The sequence below is a fragment of the Streptomyces sp. NPDC060184 genome (genome assembly GCF_042728795.1).
GTDB lineage: Bacteria > Actinomycetota > Actinomycetes > Streptomycetales > Streptomycetaceae > Streptomyces.
Window position 1 is genome coordinate 88,575 of record NZ_JBHWYX010000026.1, and the last position, 17,706, is coordinate 106,280.

Below are 17,706 nucleotides of genomic sequence, written 5' to 3' on the forward strand. Positions count from 1 at the left end.
CCGACCGGTGGGACCGCTTCAACTCCCCCAACGGGCCATGGAGTCGACGATAAGATCATCTCGCTCGCACCTGCGGCGCGCGCACCGATCAGACCTCTCGGGGGAGACGAAAACATGAGCGTGGCCCGCAGCGCGTCCGACGCGAGTGCTGACGACGAACGTGAGGTCTTCGTCGGACGGCGGTCGGAGTCCGAGCGGCTCGCGGCGTGCGTGGACAAGGTGCGCGGGGGCGAGGCCTGGCTGGCGGTCGTCGAGGGCGAGGCGGGGATCGGCAAGAGCGCCTTGATACGCCGGGTGGTCTCCCCACTGGAGGGCTTCACGGTGCTGCGGGCGGTCGGCGACCCCTCGGAGACCGATCTGCCCGGGGGCGTGCTGAGCCAGCTGTTGAGGCGGGTGGACAGGGATCTGGCGGCCCGGTTCCCGCTGTTGGCGCGGTCGGACGCGGCGGGGGTGTCACCGCACGCCCTGGGCGGGCAGTTGTTGCTGCTGCTGGGCGCGCTGCAGGAATCCGGGGGCGGGGTAGCCGTCGTCGTCGATGACGCGCACTGGGCCGATCCGCTGTCCTCGCAGGTACTGGGATTCGTGGTGCGCCGTCTCTGGGCCGACCGGGTCCTGGTGCTGATGGCGACCCGTACGGACGCCGAACAGAGCGTGGAGGCGCTGCGACGGCTGGCGCGGTCCGTGGACCGGGCGGTACGGGTCGAGGTGGGCGGACTCGGACAGGAGGAGATCGACCAGTTGGCCCGGCGACTGCTGGCGGTGCGGGTGACACCGGAGCTGGTGACACGGTTGCACGGCTACACGAAGGGCCATCCCCTCTACGTGCGCACGGTCCTGGCGGAGGTACCGCTTCAGGTACTGGGCGACGAGTCGGCGGGGCGGTGGCCGGTCCACCGGTCGCTGCGGGCAGGAATCGGGGCCGCACTGGGTCGCCTTCCCGCCGAGACGGTGGCCTTCGTGGAGGCGCTGGCGGTGCTGGACGGCCGGTTCCCCCTGGTGGGCGTGGCGAGGGTGGCCGGCGTGGACGACGCCGCGCGGGCGCTCGAACCGGCGCTGGCGGCGGGTCTGGTGCAGTGGTGGCCGACGGATTCCGTGGGGACGGTGGCCCTGGTGCACGGGTTGCAGCGGGACGCCGTCTACGCGGGGATCGGTCCTGAGCGACGGCGTGCGCTGCACATCGCCGCGGCCGAAGTCGTGGGCTCGGGGGCGGCCTGGGCCCATCGTGTGGCCGCTGCCACCTCCGACGACCCTGTGCTCGCGGCCGACCTGGAACGTTCGGCGAACACCCAGGCCCTCGCCGGCCGGAACGCTCTGGCCGCGACCCGGTTGCTGTGGGCGTCGTCGTTGTCCGACGCCCTCCTGGACCGGGAGCGGCGTCTCCTCACGGCCTGCGCGCAGTGGCTGCTGACCCTGCAACCGTGGGCCGCCGTGCGGTTGAGGCCGCAGGTGGAGGAGTGCGCGGAGGGAACGCTGCGCAGTTGCGTGCTGGGGGTCATGGACCTCCTTGAGGGCCGGCTGACCGCTGCCGAGGCGCGGTTGACCGAGGCGTGGCAGGAGGCGCTCGCCGATCCGGACGCGAGCTGGGTGGCTCTCCTGGCCGGTACGTTTCTGACCGTCATCACGATCAGGCAGTGCCGGGGCGCGCGGACGGCCGACATCGCGGGCAAGACCCTGGCGATCGGTGACCTCGACGCGGCCACGTCCGATTTCATCCGCGCGGTGCTGGCCACGGGCCGGATGTGGGACCAGGGGCCCGGTGCGGCGTTGCTGGACGTGGCGCACCTTCCCGTCGAGGCCACCGAGGCATCGAACGACCAGCTCGCGACACTGGCCACCCGCGGTGTCATGCACCTGTTCCTGGGGCGGCTGGCCGCCGCGCGGGCCGATCTGCTCACCGTGGCGCACCGCGACCGGCTGGGCGCGGGGTCCAAGCTCAGCCATCTGTCGTCCTCGCTGCTGGCGGTGGTGGAGTACCTCGCGGGCGACTGGAGTGCCAGTGAGAGCGCTGCGGACCGGGCGCTCGCGATCGCCGCGGCCCACGACCACGTTCTCGGCGACGCGGCCACGTGGTTCGCGGCCGTGTGCGTACAGGCGGGGCGCGGGCACTGGAAGGAGGCCGAGGAGTCCGTCGAGGCATTGGAGCGGATCAACCGGATGCTGGGAGATCCGCCGGCGGAGCGGGTGTACGCGGGGCTGGCGGGGGCGGTGCTGGCGCAGGCCCGGGGCGACCACGCCGCCATGGTGGCGTCGTTGGACCCGCTGGTGGAGCCGGTGGACGGAGCCGGGGGCGGGGGAGAGGGTGATCCGGTGCGCCTGCGGTTCAAGCCTCTGTGGTTGTGGCAGCAGTCCCTGCTGGTCGAAGCGCTCACCGGGACGGGACGGCTGACGGCCGCCGCCCGGGCTCTCGACGACTTCTGGCGCGGTTACGACGGCAGCGGATATCTGCGGGTGGTGGGAGCCCGGCTCGGCGGCCGACTCGCGGAAGCCCAGGGACGGCCGGACGAGGCGCTGGCGATCTACGCCCGGGCTCTGGGCGGAGAGACGGACCCCGACGCCCCCGGCGGGACTGCCGCCGCTGGGAACTCCGTCGGGACCGGTGGTGCCGCCGACTCGGGCGAGAACGCCCGGACCGGTGGGGCCGCCGACTCGGGCGAGAACGCCCCCCTGTTCCTCGCGATGCTGGAACACAGTTACGGCAAGCTCCTGGTGGCGACCAGGACCGGCTCCCGGCGTGACGCCGTACGGTGGTTCAAGTCGGCCCACGACCGGTTCGACGCCCTGCGGGCAGAGCCGTTTCTCCGGCGTTGCGAGGCGGACCTCGCCGCCCTGGGGCTCACCGCCCCCGCCCAAGCCCGGCAGCAGGTACTCGCCCTGACCGAGCGGGAGTTGTCGGTCGCCCACCTCATCGCCGGCGGGAAGACGAACCAGGAAGCGGCGACCGAGCTCTACGTCACCCAGAAGACCGTCGAGTATCACTTGTCGAACATCTACGCCAAGCTCGGCATCACCTCTCGCCGCCACCTCGCCCAGGCGCTCCGTCCCTCGCAGCCCTGACGGCATCGCAGTGACAGCGGCATCCGGGCGACCGCTCGGGCGCGTTCCGAAAGGAGCGCCGTCGGCCTGGACGCCGCCGGACACTCGGGACTTCCGACACCGCCTAGGGTCGACCCCCAGGGTCCCGGGGGCCTTGGGGTGGTCTTCTGAGGGCATGACTGGACACTCCCGGGCCGGAGCCCGCCCCCACCGGGTTCCACTCACCGGTCGCCACGAGGAACTGCGGGTCCTGTCCGACCTGGTCGCGGGCGTGCGGGACGGCATGAGCGCGGCGCTCGTCGTCGTCGGCGAGGCCGGTATCGGCAAGACCACGCTGCTGGACCACGTCGCCGAGACCTCGGCGGACCTGCGGGTCGTGCGCACCGCCGGGGCGGAGTCCGAGGAGCGGCTCGGTTTCGCGGGCCTGCACCGGCTGCTGCGGCCCTTCCTGGACGGTCTGGAGTCGCTGCCGTCTCCTCAGCACGAGGCGCTGGCCTCCGCGTTCGGGCTGCTGGCCGCGCCCCGGGCCGATCGCTACCTGGTGGGTATGGCGGCCCTGACGCTGCTCGCCGACGCCGCCACGGTACAGCCGCTGTTGTGCCTGGTCGACGACGTTCAGTGGCTGGACCGGGAATCCCGCGACGCACTGGCGTTCGTGGCCCGGCGGCTGGGTGCGGAGGCTCTGGGCCTGGTGGTCGCGGGCCGTGAGGAACCGGGCGGACCGGGTGCGTTCGAAGGGCTGGAGACGCTGACGGTCGGCGGACTGGCGGGCGCCCAGGCGCACGAGCTGCTCGGACACAGCGTGCAGGGGCGGGTGGACGCGGCGGTGGCCGCGCGCATCGTGGCCGACGCCGGAGGCAACCCCCTGGCGCTGATGGAGAGCGCCCAGGCGTTGAGTCCCGCGCACTTGGCCGGGACCGCCCCGCTGCTCGAACCGCTGCCGGTGGGAGCGCGGCTGGAGAACCACTTCGGACGGCTGGTGCGGAGCCTGCCACCGGAGACCCGGACCTTCCTGATACTCCTTTCGGCCGCGCCGCCCGAGGACACGCTGCTGCTGTGGCGAGCGGCGGCGGAACTGGGCGTCTTCGCACAGGCCGCGGACGCGGCGGTGTCCGCGGGCGTGCTCACCGGCGGGCGGCTGCTGGAGTTCCGCCATCCGCTGATCCGCTCGGCCGTCTACCGCAGCGCCCCGGCCGGTGAGCGCAGGCGCGTCCACGCCGCGCTCGCCGCCGTCAGCGATGCGCTGCGTGACCCGGAGCGGCGGGCCTGGCACCGCGCCGAGGCGACCGTGGGGCTCGACGACGAGGTGGCCGACGAACTGGTCGCGGCGGCGGAACTGGCCCGCGGGCGCGGCGGCTACGCCGAACGGGCCGCCCTCCTGGCCCGGGCGGCGCAGCTCTCCCGGGCCGACCGGGCGGTGCGGCTCGTCGAGGCCGCCCGAGCCCACCTCGTGCTGGGTGATCCGGTCGCCGCCCAGTCCCTCCTCGCGCAGGCCCAGCCGCTCCTGGCCGGCGGCGACACCGTCCTGCGGGCCCGTGCCCTGCACACCCGGGCCACCACGGACATCTACTTCGGGCGGCTCGCGGGCCTGGGATCGCCGTTGCTGGCCGCGGCCGGCGTGGTCGCGGACACGGACCGCGCTCTGGCCCGGTCCATCCTGGTGGAAGGACTCCTGGCCGTGTTGTGCGGTGAACACGACGCTACGGCCCGCGAGGAACTGGGCATGACGATCCTGACCTCACCCGCCCTGAGCCCGCTCACCCCGAGCCCGCCCGTCCCGAGCCTTCCCGTCCCGAGCCTGCCCGCCCCGGCACTGGCACTGGCCACGGCCCCGGCTCCGGCTCCGGAGACACTGCGCGCTGCCCCGCCGTCCGCCGTCTCCACGGCGGTCGCACCCCCGGCATCCGAGCCGTCCACCCTCCCCAGCAGCGCCGACCTCCTCCTCGAAGGCTTCGCCCTGCGGATGCACCGTGGATACCGGGCCGCCCTGCCCCTCCTCCAGGCCGCCCTCGCCGCCCTGGAACGGGACACCGACGTGGTCGGGCACGGCCTGCGCGCGGCGACCCTCGCCCTCTACGCCGCCGAGGAGGTCTGGGACGAGACCGGCGGCGCGGCGGCGGCCCGGCTCGTGGAGGCACACGAGCGCTCCAACGGCACGCTGGGGGCTCTGCGTTCGACCCTGGTGGTCCGGTCCACCTGGGAGCTCAGGGCCGGCCGTTTCGCCGCCGCCACCGCCTGTCTCGACGAGGCACAGGACCTCGCCGCCGTCATCGGTCAGCCTTCCCCCGGCCTGGCGTTCCGCGTGGAGCTCCTGGCGTGGAGCGGCCAGGAATCGTCGGCCCGTACGGCCGCAGACCTCCTCGTACACGACTTGGCCGACCGGCACGCGAACGGCGGTCTGGCCGACTGGGCCCGGAACAGCCTGACCGTCCTCGAACTCAGCCTGGGGCACTACGTCAAGGCCGCCGCCCACGCGCGCGTCACCTTCGACGCCGACAACCCCGGAGGCGCTCCCCGCGCCCTGCCCGATCTCATCGAGGCATCCACCCGCTGCGACGACAGTCCCACGGCCCGACAGGCCCTCACCCGCCTCGAAGGCCGTGCCCTGGCGGCCGGCACGCCCTGGGCCCTGGGACTCCTGGAACGCTGCCGGGCCCTGGTCTCGGCCGGCGACGACCGGGCCGAACCCCACTTCGCCCAGTCCCTGGCCCTCCTCGACCGCACCCAGGTACGCACCGACCTGGCCCGCACCCACCTCCTCTACGGCGAATGGCTGCGCAGGCGCAAACGTCGCACCGACGCCCGGACCCAACTGGGCCACGCATACCGGATGTTCACCGACATGGGGGCGACCGCCTTCGCCGAGCGGGCCCGGACCGAGCTCCTCGCCACCGGCGCGCACCCCCGCAAGCGCTCCGGCCGCTCTCCGCACGACCTCACCGACCACGACCTCACTCCGCAGGAGCGGCGCATCGCCACCCTCGCCGCCCAAGGGACCACGAACACCGAGATTGCGACCCGGCTCTTCATCACGCAGTCGACCGTCGAGTACCACCTCAACAAGATCTTCCGGAAGCTCGACATCACCTCCCGGCGACAGCTCAACTCGATGCTGACCAGCGAGGACTGAGCCCGTCCCCGGCCACCGGCGGACGGCACCCCAGTCCGCTCGGGGGCCGGTCGCCCGCCGGGACTGGGGATTCTCCCGGATACGAACCAGGGGACGCGGGTGATGTCCTGTGGTCGCCGCACCCGCCGCCGACGACTGCGCCGGCCCCCTGGAAGGCACCGCCCCATGACACCGGAATCCCGCCCCGCCACGACCGCGAACCGCCGCGCGTTCCTCAGGACCGCGACGGCCGCGCTGGCGGTCCCCACCGCGGCCGTCCTCGTCGGCGAGGCACTGCCCGGCACGGCACACGCCGCCCCCACCGCTTCGACGGACCTCCCCGACTTCGCCCCGGTCCCCACGGCCTCGACCGGTCCCGAGGTCAACGAGCAGGGCTACTTCGTCGGCCGTATCAAGGGCCATCTGTACTGGGTGACGGACTCCTACTACCAGGCGATGTTCCTGAGCACCCGCGAAGGCGTGGTGCTCGTCGACGCGCCGCCGACCATCGGGAACAACCTGCTGCGCGCCATGGCCGACGTCACCCGGGCCAACGGCCGGCCGTCGAAGGTCACCCACCTGGTCTACACCCACAGCCACGCCGACCACATCGGCTCCGCCCACCTCTTCGGCAAGAACGTCGTGCGCATCGCGCACAGCGAGACGCTCCGGCTGCTCCGGCTGGACGCCGACCCCAACAGGCCGCTCCCGACCGTGACCTTCGACGACCACTTCGACCTGCGCGTCGGCGGGGAACGCCTGGAACTCGCCCACCACGGCCCCAACCATTCCCCGGACAACATCTTCGTCTGGGCACCCGACCACGCGACGCTGATGGTGGTGGACGTCCTCTATCCCGGGTGGGTGCCGTTCCGGAACCTGGCCGTCTCGCAGGACATCCCCGCGTGGGTGAAGGCCCATGACACGGCCATGAGTTACCCCTGGACGACCCTGGTCGGCGGACACCTCGGCCGGCTCGGCGTGCGCGCCGACGGCGAGGTGCAGAAGCGGTACATCGCCGATCTCACCGACAGCGTGAAGGCGGCCATGTCCCTGGACCCGACGCCGTACTTCCAGAAGTACGGTCCGTCCGGGAACTCCTGGGCGATCTTCAAGACCTACCTGGACGCGGTCGCTCAGCAAGCGGCGGGGCCGGTGGTGTCCAAGTACACCGGCGTCCTCGCCGCGGCCGACGTCTTCACCCTCGACAACGCGGCGACCATGCTCGAATCGCTGCGGATCGACGCCGGCCTCCTGGGCCCCTTCGGCACCCATCCGTAGCCGGACTCCCCGGAGGACAGGCGCGGGGCGAGGCAGGACGGACGCGCGAGCAGACGCGTCCCCCGGTCCACCCACGAAAGTCCGGAGTCCACCCCCGGAGTCCCCCCGCACCGGCCCGGACGCACTGGGGTCTTTCCCCGGTACGAGCGCCTTCGCCCCCGTGGTGGGCCGGCCCGGCGCCGGACACCCCTCCGTACGGACGTACCGGCCGCACCGATCACACCACCGAACCCACCAAACCCACCGAACCGAGAGGTCGTCATGACATCACCGACCCCCGTTCCCGTCGTCTTCATCCACGGCCTGTGGCTGCACGCCACCTCGTGGGCCCCTTGGATCGACCTGTTCCGGCAGGAGGGCTACGCCCCGGTCGCACCGGGCTGGCCCGGCGACCCCGGCACCGTCGAAGAGGCCCGAGCCAACCCCGAGAGCATCGCCGACCACGGAATCGACGAGGTGGTGAACCACTACGCGTCGATCATCCGGGCACTGCCGACCCTGCCCATCGTGATCGGGCACTCGTTCGGCGGCATGGTCGCGCAGAAACTCCTCGGGCAGAACCTGGCGGCGGGCGCCGTCGCGATCGACGCCGCCCAGATCAAGGGAGTGCTCCCGCTGCCGCTGTCCGCGCTGCGCGCGACGCTGCCGGTGTTCAAGAACCCGGGCAACAAGCACCGCGCGGTCTCTCTCACGGCCGACCAGTTCCGCTTCGCGTTCGGCAACGCCGTGTCCGAGGAGGAGTCGGCGGAGCTGTTCGAGCGATGGGCGATCCCGGCCCCGGGCAAGCCCCTGTTCGAGGCCGCCGCCGCCAACTTCAACCCGCACTCGCCGGCCAAGGTCGACACCGCCAACGCCTCCCGCGGACCGCTGCTGCTGATGACCGGCGGCAAGGACCACACGGTGCCGGAGACCGTAGTCAGGGCAACCCTCAAGCAGTACCGGCACTCCGACGCCGTCACCGACATCACCGACTTCCCCGACCGCGGGCATTCGCTGACGATCGACGGCGGCTGGCGCGAGGTCGCCGACACCGCGCTGGACTGGCTTCGGCGGCACTCCCTCTGAACGCCGCTTACGTTGAAGGCGACTTTGTCCGGCGAAGCCTCCTGTGAACGGCGTGTCCCGCGCATCGCACTCCACCGGCACCACCCGCACCGTCGAAGGGCCCCTGGCATGGATCTGCACCTGACCGGCAGGACCGCGGTCGTCACCGGCGCGAGCCGCGGCATCGGACTCGCCGTGGCCGGAGCACTCGTACGTGAGGGTGCCCGGGTCGTGACCGGTTCGCGGGAGATCACCCCCGAGCTGCGCGCACTGGCCGCCGAAGGCGACGTCCTCACGGTCGCGGTGGACCTGACCGAGCCCGAGGGACCGGCCGAGCTGATCGACGCCGCGGTCTTCGCCTACGGCGGCCTGGACATCCTGGTGAACAACGTGGGTGCCGTCCGGCCCCGCACGGACGGCTTCCTCGCGGTGACCGACGACGAGTGGGACGCGACGCTGTCCGTCAACCTCCTGGCCCCGGTGCGCACCACCCGGGCCGCGCTTCCCCACCTGCTGGAGCGCGGAGCGGGCAGCATCGTGACGGTCGGTTCCGTCAACGCGTTCCTGCCCGACCCGCTCGTGATCGACTACAGCGCTTCGAAAGCAGCGCTGTCGAACTTCTGCAAGTCCTTGTCCAAGCAGGTGGGCCCGCGGGGCGTCCGAGTCAACACCGTGAGCCCCGGCCCCGTCACCACCGGTCTGTGGCTGGCGCGCGACGGGGTCGCCGCGACGGTCGCCGCCGCCACCGGCGGCTCCGCCGACGCCGTGGTCGAGCGGGCTGCCGCCGACGCCGCCACCGGCCGGTTCACCCGCCCCGAAGAGGTCGCCGACCTCGTCGTGTTCCTGGCCGGCGACCGGGCCGCGAACATCACCGGATCCGACTTCGTCGTCGACGGCGGTCTCGTCAGCACCCTGTAGCCCCGGGCCCCACCCTCAACCCCTCTCCTCGCCACAAACGCGCCTTCCCTCCCGACCGGAGTCCCTGTGAAGCACCGTCATGTCTTCTTCCGTCCACGCGTCCTGGCACCGCTCGCGATCGCCGCGGCGTTCGGCCTCAGCGCCACCACCCTCTCCGCCGCCACCGTCTCCGCCGCGACCCCGCACACCGGGCCCGGGACCGTGACGCGGTCCGCCGCCCCCCTGATACCCGCCGGGTTCACCGAGCACAAGGCCGTCGGTCTGGACTACGTGATCGGCGGGCACGGTCCGACCCTCGTCCTGCTCCACGGCTACCCGGAGACCTGGTACGAGTGGCGCGCCCTCCTGCCCGAACTCTCCCGGCACTACACCGTCATCGCGCCCAGCCTGCCCGGCGCCGGCAAGAGCGATGCCCCCGCCGGCGGCTACGACAAGAAGTCGATGGCCGCGGCCGTCCACACCCTGCTCCGCACGATCGGGCACGCCGACGACGTCCGCCTGGTCGGCCACGACATCGGCTCGATGGTCGCCTACGCCTACGCCGCGGCGCACCCCCGAGACGTGAAGAAGCTCGTCCTCAGCGAGGCCCCGATCCCGGACGCGAGCATCTACAAGTTCCCTTCCCTCTCCGCCACCGGGCCGGCGGTCTGGAACTTCGGCTTTTTCTCCCTCACCAACGGCCTTCCCGAAAAGGTCGTGGCCGGGCGGGAAGAGGACTGGGTGGGCGGATTCGTCGACAGCCTGGAACTCCGCAAGGGCTCCGTCACCGACGACGACGTAGCCGTGTTCGCCGAGGCCCTGAAGGACCCGGCCCACCTGTCGGCGAGCTTCAAGTGGTTCCGGACCTTCCCCCAGGACATCGAGGACAACGCCGTCAACCGGCGGACGAAGCTGACCATGCCGGTCCTGGCCGTCGGCGCCTCGGGCAGCCTCGCCGAGGCCGTACCCGACCAGGTCCGCACGTACGCCAAGAAGGTCACCGGTGTCGTCGTCCCCGACTCCGGTCACTGGATCTACGAGGAGCACCCCGCGGAGATGACCACGGTTCTGCTCTCCTTCCTCGGGGGCTCGTCATGATCGCGCCTTTTCCCGACAACTGACCGCCCTCCCCCGCACCGGTGCGTCCCCGTGTGCAGCGCTCCGTCGGCTGCCGCCGCCCAGGCCCGGCACGCCCTCAAGCCCGCCTCCCACCCCGGCCGCGTCGAAAGCCTCTCCGCCCCGTCACGTTCGGTGACGGGGCGGACGGGGTTCCACGTCTCCAGCCCCGGTCCGGCCGAGCGTCCCGCCCGAGCTGCGGCAGCCCCCTGCGATGAGTTCTGTGCACCCGGGCAGTCTGAAGCAGTGAGGCAGAAACGGCGCGAAAGAAGGTGGCTCCTCCATGGACATTGCCCGCGTACTGATGGTCGCGCCCGTGGCGGACGTCGCGACGGCGGTGGTCTGGTACGCACGGTTGCTGGGGCGTCCGGCGGACACCCGGCCCATGCCGTCCCTGGCGGACTGGCATCTCACGTCGGGGGGCTGGCTCTCCGTCTTCGAGGACCCCGAGCGCTCGGGCTCGGCGCTCCTCAACCTGGAGGTTCCTGATCTGGACGAGGCCTTGGCCCGGCTCGAGGAACGCGGTCTGACCGCGGGGCCGGTACAGGCCGGCGGTACGCGCACCCGGTTCGCCGCCCTGGAAGACCCGGACGGCAACCGGGTCACCCTGCTGGAGAACCCCGCGGTCTGACCTCCCCGACCACGCTGAGGGCAGCCCTCAGTCAGGCATCGAAGGGTTGATGACCGAGAAGGTTCCGCCCTGCGGGTCGGCGAGTACGGCCATACGGCCGGCCACCATGTCGAACGCCGGGGCGATGACGCGGCCTCCCGCGCGAACCGCCGCGGCCTGGATCGCGTCGACGTCATCCACGCTGAAGTAGGGCTGCCAGTGCGGGGAGACGCCCGGGGGAAACGTGGACAGATCCATCATCCCGCCCACCGCCCGGTCGGCGACCTTGAACTCGACGTACCCCTCCGCCCCCGGCATCTCCGACCGGGCCGTGGTGACCGGCAGGACGGAGGAGTAGAACGCCGCGGCGGCCGGGAGGTCGGAGGTGGCCAGTTCGTTCCACGTGAGCGCGCCGTGCTCGTTGACGATTCCCGCACCGCCGAAGGTGCCTGCCTGCCAGAGGCCGACGACGCCGCCCGTCGGGTCGGCGATCAGGGCCATCCTCCCGAGGTCCATGACATCCATCGGGCCCATCATGACGGTGCCACCGGCGTTGCCGACGGACGTGAGGGTGGCCTCGATGTCGTCGGTGGACAGGTAGGTGGTCCACACCGTCGGCGGCATCGGATCGGGGACGGTGCCGTCCGGGTTCATGGCCTTCATGATTCCGGCGACCGGCTTGCCCTTGAGGGTGCACACCGCGTACCCGCCCTGCTCCGGAGGACCGACCTCGCCCTCCCATCCGAGCAGGTCACGGTAGAAGTCGAGAGCCGCGCGCTGGTCGGGAACCATCAGGTCGATCCAGCACGGCGTACCGGGCTCGTAGGCATCGTTCTTCTCGGGCACGGAAGCCTCCATCGCGAAGTGGGGCAGGACGATCAGTCCCGCATATGACCTATACAGGGCAAATAGTGCGAATTTGGTCCGGCGCGGCGGTGCGAGTTCGATTCCTGGCAACCGGGGGTCCGCCCGTTCTCCGCAGTTGCCTGGTCACCGCGCTTCTTCGCTGTCGGCGTGCCCGTCGTCGTAGAGGAGTTGGGCGGAGGGGGTGAGCGCGGCCTGCCGGTCCGGGGTGGTGTAGGCGAAGTTCAGGACGGTGCGGCGGACGCCGGGCCGGGTCAGAGGGCTGACGCGGTGGGCGGTGGTGTCGGAGCGCAGGAGGTAGGCGTCGCCGGCGCGGTGATGGCGTCGGTGCACGGGGACGGCCTCGGGCAGCGGCAGGGTGGTGGTGTGGGGGGAGTACTCGAGGAGGCCGCCGTCATCGGGATCTGCCGGTGCCTCGAGGAAGAGGACGAGGGCGAAGGGGTAGTCGTCGGTGTGTTCACCGTGGGTGTCTCCCGGGCGATGGAGGATGTTCACGACATGCCGCTCGGTGACTTCGCGCACGGGTACGACGGGTTCTCCGGTGACCGTGCGAAGCAGGCCGACAAGGCTGCGCTGCTGGTAGAGGCCGGAGATGAGCGGGGAGCCGGCTGCCAGGGCGGGACCGCCGATGGTGGTCATGTGGCGGGGCGAACCTCCCATGCATTCCATGGCGAAGTCCCGCCGTCTGGTTTCGGCTTCCAGGCCCGCGAGCTCTTCGAGGAGCCTGGCCAGGGAGAGCTGAGGGATCAGTCCGGGCAGCGGGAGGTAGCTGTCCATGGCGAACCGGCGTGGTGCGTCGGCGGGAAGGTCGGGACAGGAGATCGCGGGCGGGGTACGAAAGCGGTCCACGAACACATGATGCTTCGACCCCGGTCGACGGGCGAGCGGGGAACCTGATCCCGTCCGGGAGCCGGGAGCCGGGAGCCGGGAGCCGGGAGCCGGGAGGCGGGAGGCGGGAGGCGAGGGCCGAGGGCCGAGGGCTGAGAACGGGGAGCCGAGAGTTGGGAGCCCGGATGTGCGAGCCGTCCATGGCGCAATCGTCCAGGTCCTTCAGGTCCACCAGGTCCGCGCGGCGCGCCATTCGATCAGCAGCGCGGTGTGCGGGCGGGGCCGGACACCGGTATCGGTCCAGTCCCGCAGCCGCTCCCAGGATCGCCGCAGGTCGTACTTGACGAAGTCGCAGGTCGGAGGGTCCGCCGGAGAAAGCGACGGACCCTCTGTTCAAGGCGGAGATCGCGGCCGGCACGGGTGAGTTCTCGAGTGGTCCGGCGGTCTGGTCCGGTTCGGGGCCGCGCTGACACGTGCGTGGTCCTGGTCGCCGCCGGTGTGTCCAGGACCGCCTCCTCCTCACGGTGCGGTCAACGCTTGCTCCACTTCTGGTTCTGCTGGCCGTTGCAGGTCCACAGCTGTAGCCGAGTGCCGTTGGCGGTCGCGGTGTCCTTGACGTCGACGCACTTGCCGATCTTCGAGTTGACGAGGTCGTGCGATGCGTTGACCCAGAACTTCTGGGCCCAGCCACCGTTGCACTTGGCCAGCTGGATCTGGGCGCCGTCGTCCGTCGACGCCCACGCGATGTCCATGCACAGCCCCATGGAACGTACGGTTCCGTCGGACCGGAAGTCCCACTTCTGCCAGTTCGTTCCCTTGCAGTCGTAGATCTCCAAGGGGGCGCCGTCCTTGCCCTTGTCGCCCACGATGTCGAGGCACCGGCCGCTGGCATGGCTGTAGACCATCACGCCCGCCGCGACCGCTGCGACCGGCGCGGTCGTTTTCGCCGGCGTGATGGTGACGGTGTCGGACTTCGACGTACCGCCACCGCCGGAGGTCGACGAGGACGAATCGGACGATGAGGTCTTGCCCGAGTTCGACGAGGTACCTTCCTTCGTCTGGCCCCCGCTGTTCGAGGAGGTCTTGCCCGAGCCGGAGTCGCCCGTCGTCGATCCACCGCCGACCGAGCCGGACGAGTCCCCGGTCGCGCCGGACGTCCCCGGGGCCGACTGGCTGCCGCGCGGCGCAACCGCCTCGGGGGAGCCCGACTTGTGCGTGCCCGCCACGGGCGCGGCCGGCTCGAAGGCGCCCGGTGTGCCATCGGAGGAGTCCGTCAGGACGGTGTCCGCGGCGTTGCCGGAACCGACTGTCTTGATGGTGTCGTTGCTGTCGTTCCGTGCGTTGATCAGGAAGGGGACGGACACCAGCAGCGCGCCCGCTATCGCGGCGGCGGCCAGGATGGTGCGCGGCGGCCGGCCGGGCTGCCCCGCCCGTGCGGCGTCCGCGTCGGAGCCGTCCCCGGCGGTGAGGGTGACCGCCTCGGCGTCGCCCTCCAAAGTGGCGCCGGCGGACGCGCCCTCGGCCTGCGCGGCAGCGGAAGTGTGCTCGGTCTGCGTGGTTGCGGACGCGCCCTCGGCCTGCGCGGCGGTGGCGGACGAGGAGGCCGTCGCAGCGGGCGTCACGGTGTCCGGCTCGGCGGCGGCCTCGGGCTCAGGGGAGCCATTCGCCGAGCCGGAGGCCGACTTCGCTCCTGGTTCGGCGCCCGCTTTCGCCGCCGCGGCCGTCGTCCCGCGCCCTTCCGGCTCAGCCTCCGGGTCCGTACCACCGGCGGATCCGCCGGCCGGCTCACCTGCGGGGTCGACGCCGGGCGTGGAGACCGCGGCGGACGCGGCTGTCTCGCCCTCGGAACCCTGCGGGGGCCCGGCGGTGTGCGGTGCGCTGCTCAAGACGTCCTCCTGGCGAAGTGGCTGTGGGGCGGGTTCCATCGGGTTCCCGCGTGGTGCTGGGGGAGATGTGCGGGCCATGTCTCAGGTCTCTCGCACAAGTTGAGCGGGCGTCGAGTAGCTGACTCCGTCGAAGACGAGTCGGATCGGATCACCGGTTCCGGTTCCGTGGCTGTGCTCGGTGCCGTCCTGGTCGACGATCACGACGTTCCGGCCGGAGACCATCGCGGTCAGCGCCGCCAGGGTCTCAGCATAGGACCCGGGCCCGGCCCGGTTGACGAGCAGTCGGATCCGTTGCCCGATGTCCAACTCCGCTGCGGACAAGGTAATTCGGCCGCCCAGCATGCTCGCCTCGGCCAGCTGGCCCGGTCCGAGAGTGATGTCCAGTGCGCCGATTTCGTCCAGGTCGGCCGTGTCGTCACCGGAGGGCAGCCCCGGGGCGGATGCACCCGCCTCCGTTTCGAGGGCTGAAATACGTTCGGTCAGCCACCAGTTGAGGGCGTCGCGCCCCGTGCCGTCCTGTACGGGGGCGGACTCCGGGCTCAACTCGCGCAGCAGCGAAGCCGAGAACGACTCCTCCGGGGACGTCGGAACGGTGCCGCCATCGCCCTGGATGTCGTTGTCGCCCAACTCCCTTGCCGGGTTCGGCCTGGAGCTCGGATCGGGCCACTGGGAGGGCGTACGCGCGAGTGACCCTGTGGGCATGTCGACTTGCCCGGCGCCCCGCAGGTTGTCCACCTCCGCCGCAAGTCCCGCCAAGCGCTGGGCGGCTCCCCGCTGCGCGCGGGCTGCGACAAGCTGCCGTTCGCGAGCGGCGCCGAGCAGTTCCCGCAGCTCGTCGGCACGTCGGCCCGCCTCTTCCAGAGCCTGCTCCGCGGCGTACTTGCGCGCCCGGGCCGCCTTGGCGAGGTCGTTCCGCTGAGATTTGTCGCCGGCTGACTCCGTACTGGTCGGCTCGGTAGTGACCGGTTCGCTGGCAACCGACTCCTTTGTCCTCCGCAGCTGTTCGAGGGTCCGCCGGGCTTCGCGGGCACGGATCTCGTCCGGCCGCACGCCCTGGCGATCGACGGGATGGTTGCGCCTGATGTGGGCGGCCTCCGCGTCGGCCGCACGACTGAGGCGTCGCGCGGTGCGGATCTCCTCGTCCAGGGTGGTCCGCCCGCGCGACGAGGAGCCCTGGCCGTCACTTTCCGACGCCGTCGGCTGCCGCTGTCCGCCCGACTTCTGACCCGGCAGGGGGGCTCGGACGGAGACGGTCTGGGGTGGGGTGGGTGTGACGGGCAGGACGATCGGCGTGTTCGTGCCGTGGTAGGTGATGGGTGCGCCTTCGCCCAGTGCGAGGAATTCGTTCTCTCCTTCGCCCAGGAGGAGTGAGCGGTCGGGAGTCGTGTCGGCGCGGCTTTGGAGATAGGTGCCGAATACGTGGTGCAGGGGCACCTTCTGTGAGGTGACCCAGAATGGTCCGAGGGTGTGGCTGCTTTCGTCGGTGGGGTCTTTGTAGGGCGTCAGGAGGCTGTAGGACTCCGCAGGGCCGCGCCGCATCTGTATGTTGTCGCCGATGGTCATGGGGCCGCCGTTCGCCTCTTCCAGCAGGCTTCGCTTTTCGAGGCGGATGAGCTGGACGATTCCTTCGGTGGGGTCGACGTTGGGCATTTTCACCCGGGTGAGCACTTCATAGGTGAACACGTGCTGGGCGATCATGCTGCGCAGGTAGACCGCGGGATCGTCCAGGTATGTCTGGTCGAATCGTGTGACGGGATATTCCTGGGAGCCCAACTGCCAGATGTCGTTGCGGAGGCTGCTGTTGAGGCCGGCTGTGTAGTAGCCGCTGTCCGTTCGTGGTGGGCGGAAGTGGCTGATCATCACTTTGAACCGCTGAGATTCGGTGTTGATCGATCCGCCTGCCTGTTCTTCGGCCCAGAGGTTCAGCCAGCCGCTGTTTCCGCCGTTGTCGTTCAGCCAGGTGTGGAACTGGGCGGAGACTCCGTCAGGACCGCGGAGCGAACCGCCGATGGGGCCGGTCATGTCGGTGGGTTCGACCAGGGCCCATGGTGTGTCTTCGGGGTTGTGTACGTCGTTCTGCCGCTGCCAGTCGGGGTTGCTGACGAGTTGGCGGGGGAGGCGGTCGAGCAGGCCGTTTTCCGTCAGGAGCATCTGTACGCGGAGGAACTCAACTCGGTACTCGGGTCGCCAGCCGTCGTCCTTGAGCAGGCTGTTGGTCCTCAACAGGGTTTGGGCAGCCGCTCGTTCATTCTGGGGTGCGTGCTCGTCTGCCTGTGTGTGCTCGGCCCGTTCGATGACGAGACCGAGGTACTTGTCGGCTGGTTCCATCATGGCGTTGAAGACGTCGTTGCCGTGTTGAGGATCGTTCCACTCGGCGGCCGGACGGTCGTCCGGGTATGCGAGGGGTACCGTCAGGCCCTGTCTGGTGTCGGTGACGACGGCGAAGGATTCCATCGGGGGTGCCAGTGACCACAGGGTCTGCGCGTTGAACGGTCCCTCGGGGAGGTTGTCCGGAAGGACGTATGTCACCAGGGACGAGGCGTCGAACGGCGCGCTCTGTTCCGCCTGGTCGTCCTGTCCCGTTTCGGGCGAGGTTGGCTCGGGTGAGGGTGGTGACTGCGCGGGGCTCGGTGCGGAGGCGGGGGGCTGCGTCCAGGTGAAGCGTGGTGCTGTGGACGGGCCGGCCGGGGTCGGGTCGGGTGCGTCCCAGTCGGTGTCGTCGGAGTCTTCTGCTTCTGAGTCGGAGTTCGGTCGGGGGCCGCGTGGGATCGGGAGCATGCGGGGGGCGACGGCGTCGGTGTCCCTCTGTGTAGTGGTGTCGCTTTCGGGTCCGTGGGGTTGGGAGACGGGGTCGATCCAGGTGTGGTCGCGGGTGGATGGGGTGCTGGTGTCGCGGGCTTGTTTCCAGGTGTCGTTGTCGTTGTCGTTGTCGTTGCTGTTGCTGTTGCTGTTGCTGTTGCTGTTGCTGTTGCTGTTGCTGTTCTGGGTGTCGGTGTCGCCGATGAGGGTGGCGAGGAGTTGTAGGTGGCGTGGGCGTA

At 71.1% G+C, this 17,706-nt stretch carries 10 protein-coding genes and 1 pseudogene; 7 read left to right on the forward strand and 4 right to left on the reverse strand.

Features of this window, described 5'->3' with window-relative positions; all coding sequences use genetic code 11:
- The first annotated feature begins 114 nt into the window (after positions 1-114).
- The 7 genes from ACFWEE_RS18985 (at position 115) to ACFWEE_RS19015 (ending at position 11,111) form a co-directional block, all read left to right on the forward strand.
- Positions 115-3,054 (forward strand): AAA family ATPase, encoded by a 2,940-nt coding sequence (locus ACFWEE_RS18985; protein ID WP_386890456.1) that lies wholly within the window; start codon positions 115-117, stop codon positions 3,052-3,054.
- Positions 3,055-3,208: 154 nt separating this feature from the next.
- Positions 3,209-6,163, forward strand: a complete 2,955-nt coding sequence (locus ACFWEE_RS18990; RefSeq protein ID WP_386890458.1) for an AAA family ATPase — start codon at positions 3,209-3,211, stop codon at positions 6,161-6,163.
- Between the two features lie 165 nt (positions 6,164-6,328).
- A complete protein-coding gene (locus ACFWEE_RS18995) occupies positions 6,329-7,423 on the forward strand; it encodes an MBL fold metallo-hydrolase (protein ID WP_386890460.1) in 1,095 nt (364 codons plus the stop codon).
- A gap of 261 nt (positions 7,424-7,684) precedes the next feature.
- Positions 7,685-8,488, forward strand: coding sequence for an alpha/beta hydrolase (locus tag ACFWEE_RS19000; protein WP_386890461.1), 804 nt, complete (start codon positions 7,685-7,687; stop codon positions 8,486-8,488).
- 108 nt (positions 8,489-8,596) lie between these two features.
- The gene (locus tag ACFWEE_RS19005) at positions 8,597-9,385 is read left to right on the forward strand and encodes an SDR family NAD(P)-dependent oxidoreductase (RefSeq protein WP_386890462.1); all 789 of its coding nucleotides are present in this window, start codon (positions 8,597-8,599) and stop codon (positions 9,383-9,385) included.
- A 66-nt stretch (positions 9,386-9,451) separates the two neighbouring features.
- Positions 9,452-10,462: an alpha/beta fold hydrolase gene (locus ACFWEE_RS19010; RefSeq protein ID WP_386890464.1), complete on the forward strand. Its 1,011-nt coding sequence runs from the start codon at positions 9,452-9,454 to the stop codon at positions 10,460-10,462.
- Positions 10,463-10,763: 301 nt separating this feature from the next.
- Complete coding sequence (locus ACFWEE_RS19015; RefSeq protein WP_386890466.1) at positions 10,764-11,111, forward strand: VOC family protein; 348 nt, start codon at positions 10,764-10,766, stop codon at positions 11,109-11,111.
- Between the two features lie 27 nt (positions 11,112-11,138).
- Here ACFWEE_RS19015 and ACFWEE_RS19020 read toward each other — a convergent pair whose 3' ends face one another.
- From ACFWEE_RS19020 to ACFWEE_RS19035, 4 genes and pseudogenes are all read right to left on the reverse strand, one after another.
- Complete coding sequence (locus tag ACFWEE_RS19020; protein WP_386890468.1) at positions 11,139-11,948, reverse strand: VOC family protein; 810 nt, start codon at positions 11,946-11,948, stop codon at positions 11,139-11,141.
- Between the two features lie 132 nt (positions 11,949-12,080).
- Complete coding sequence (locus ACFWEE_RS19025) at positions 12,081-12,803, reverse strand: hypothetical protein (RefSeq protein WP_386890470.1); 723 nt, start codon at positions 12,801-12,803, stop codon at positions 12,081-12,083.
- Positions 12,804-13,312: 509 nt separating this feature from the next.
- Positions 13,313-14,668, reverse strand: coding sequence for a ricin-type beta-trefoil lectin domain protein (locus ACFWEE_RS19030; RefSeq protein ID WP_386890472.1), 1,356 nt, complete (start codon positions 14,666-14,668; stop codon positions 13,313-13,315).
- Between the two features lie 81 nt (positions 14,669-14,749).
- Positions 14,750-17,706: pseudogene (locus ACFWEE_RS19035) on the reverse strand (hypothetical protein); the annotation flags it as partial.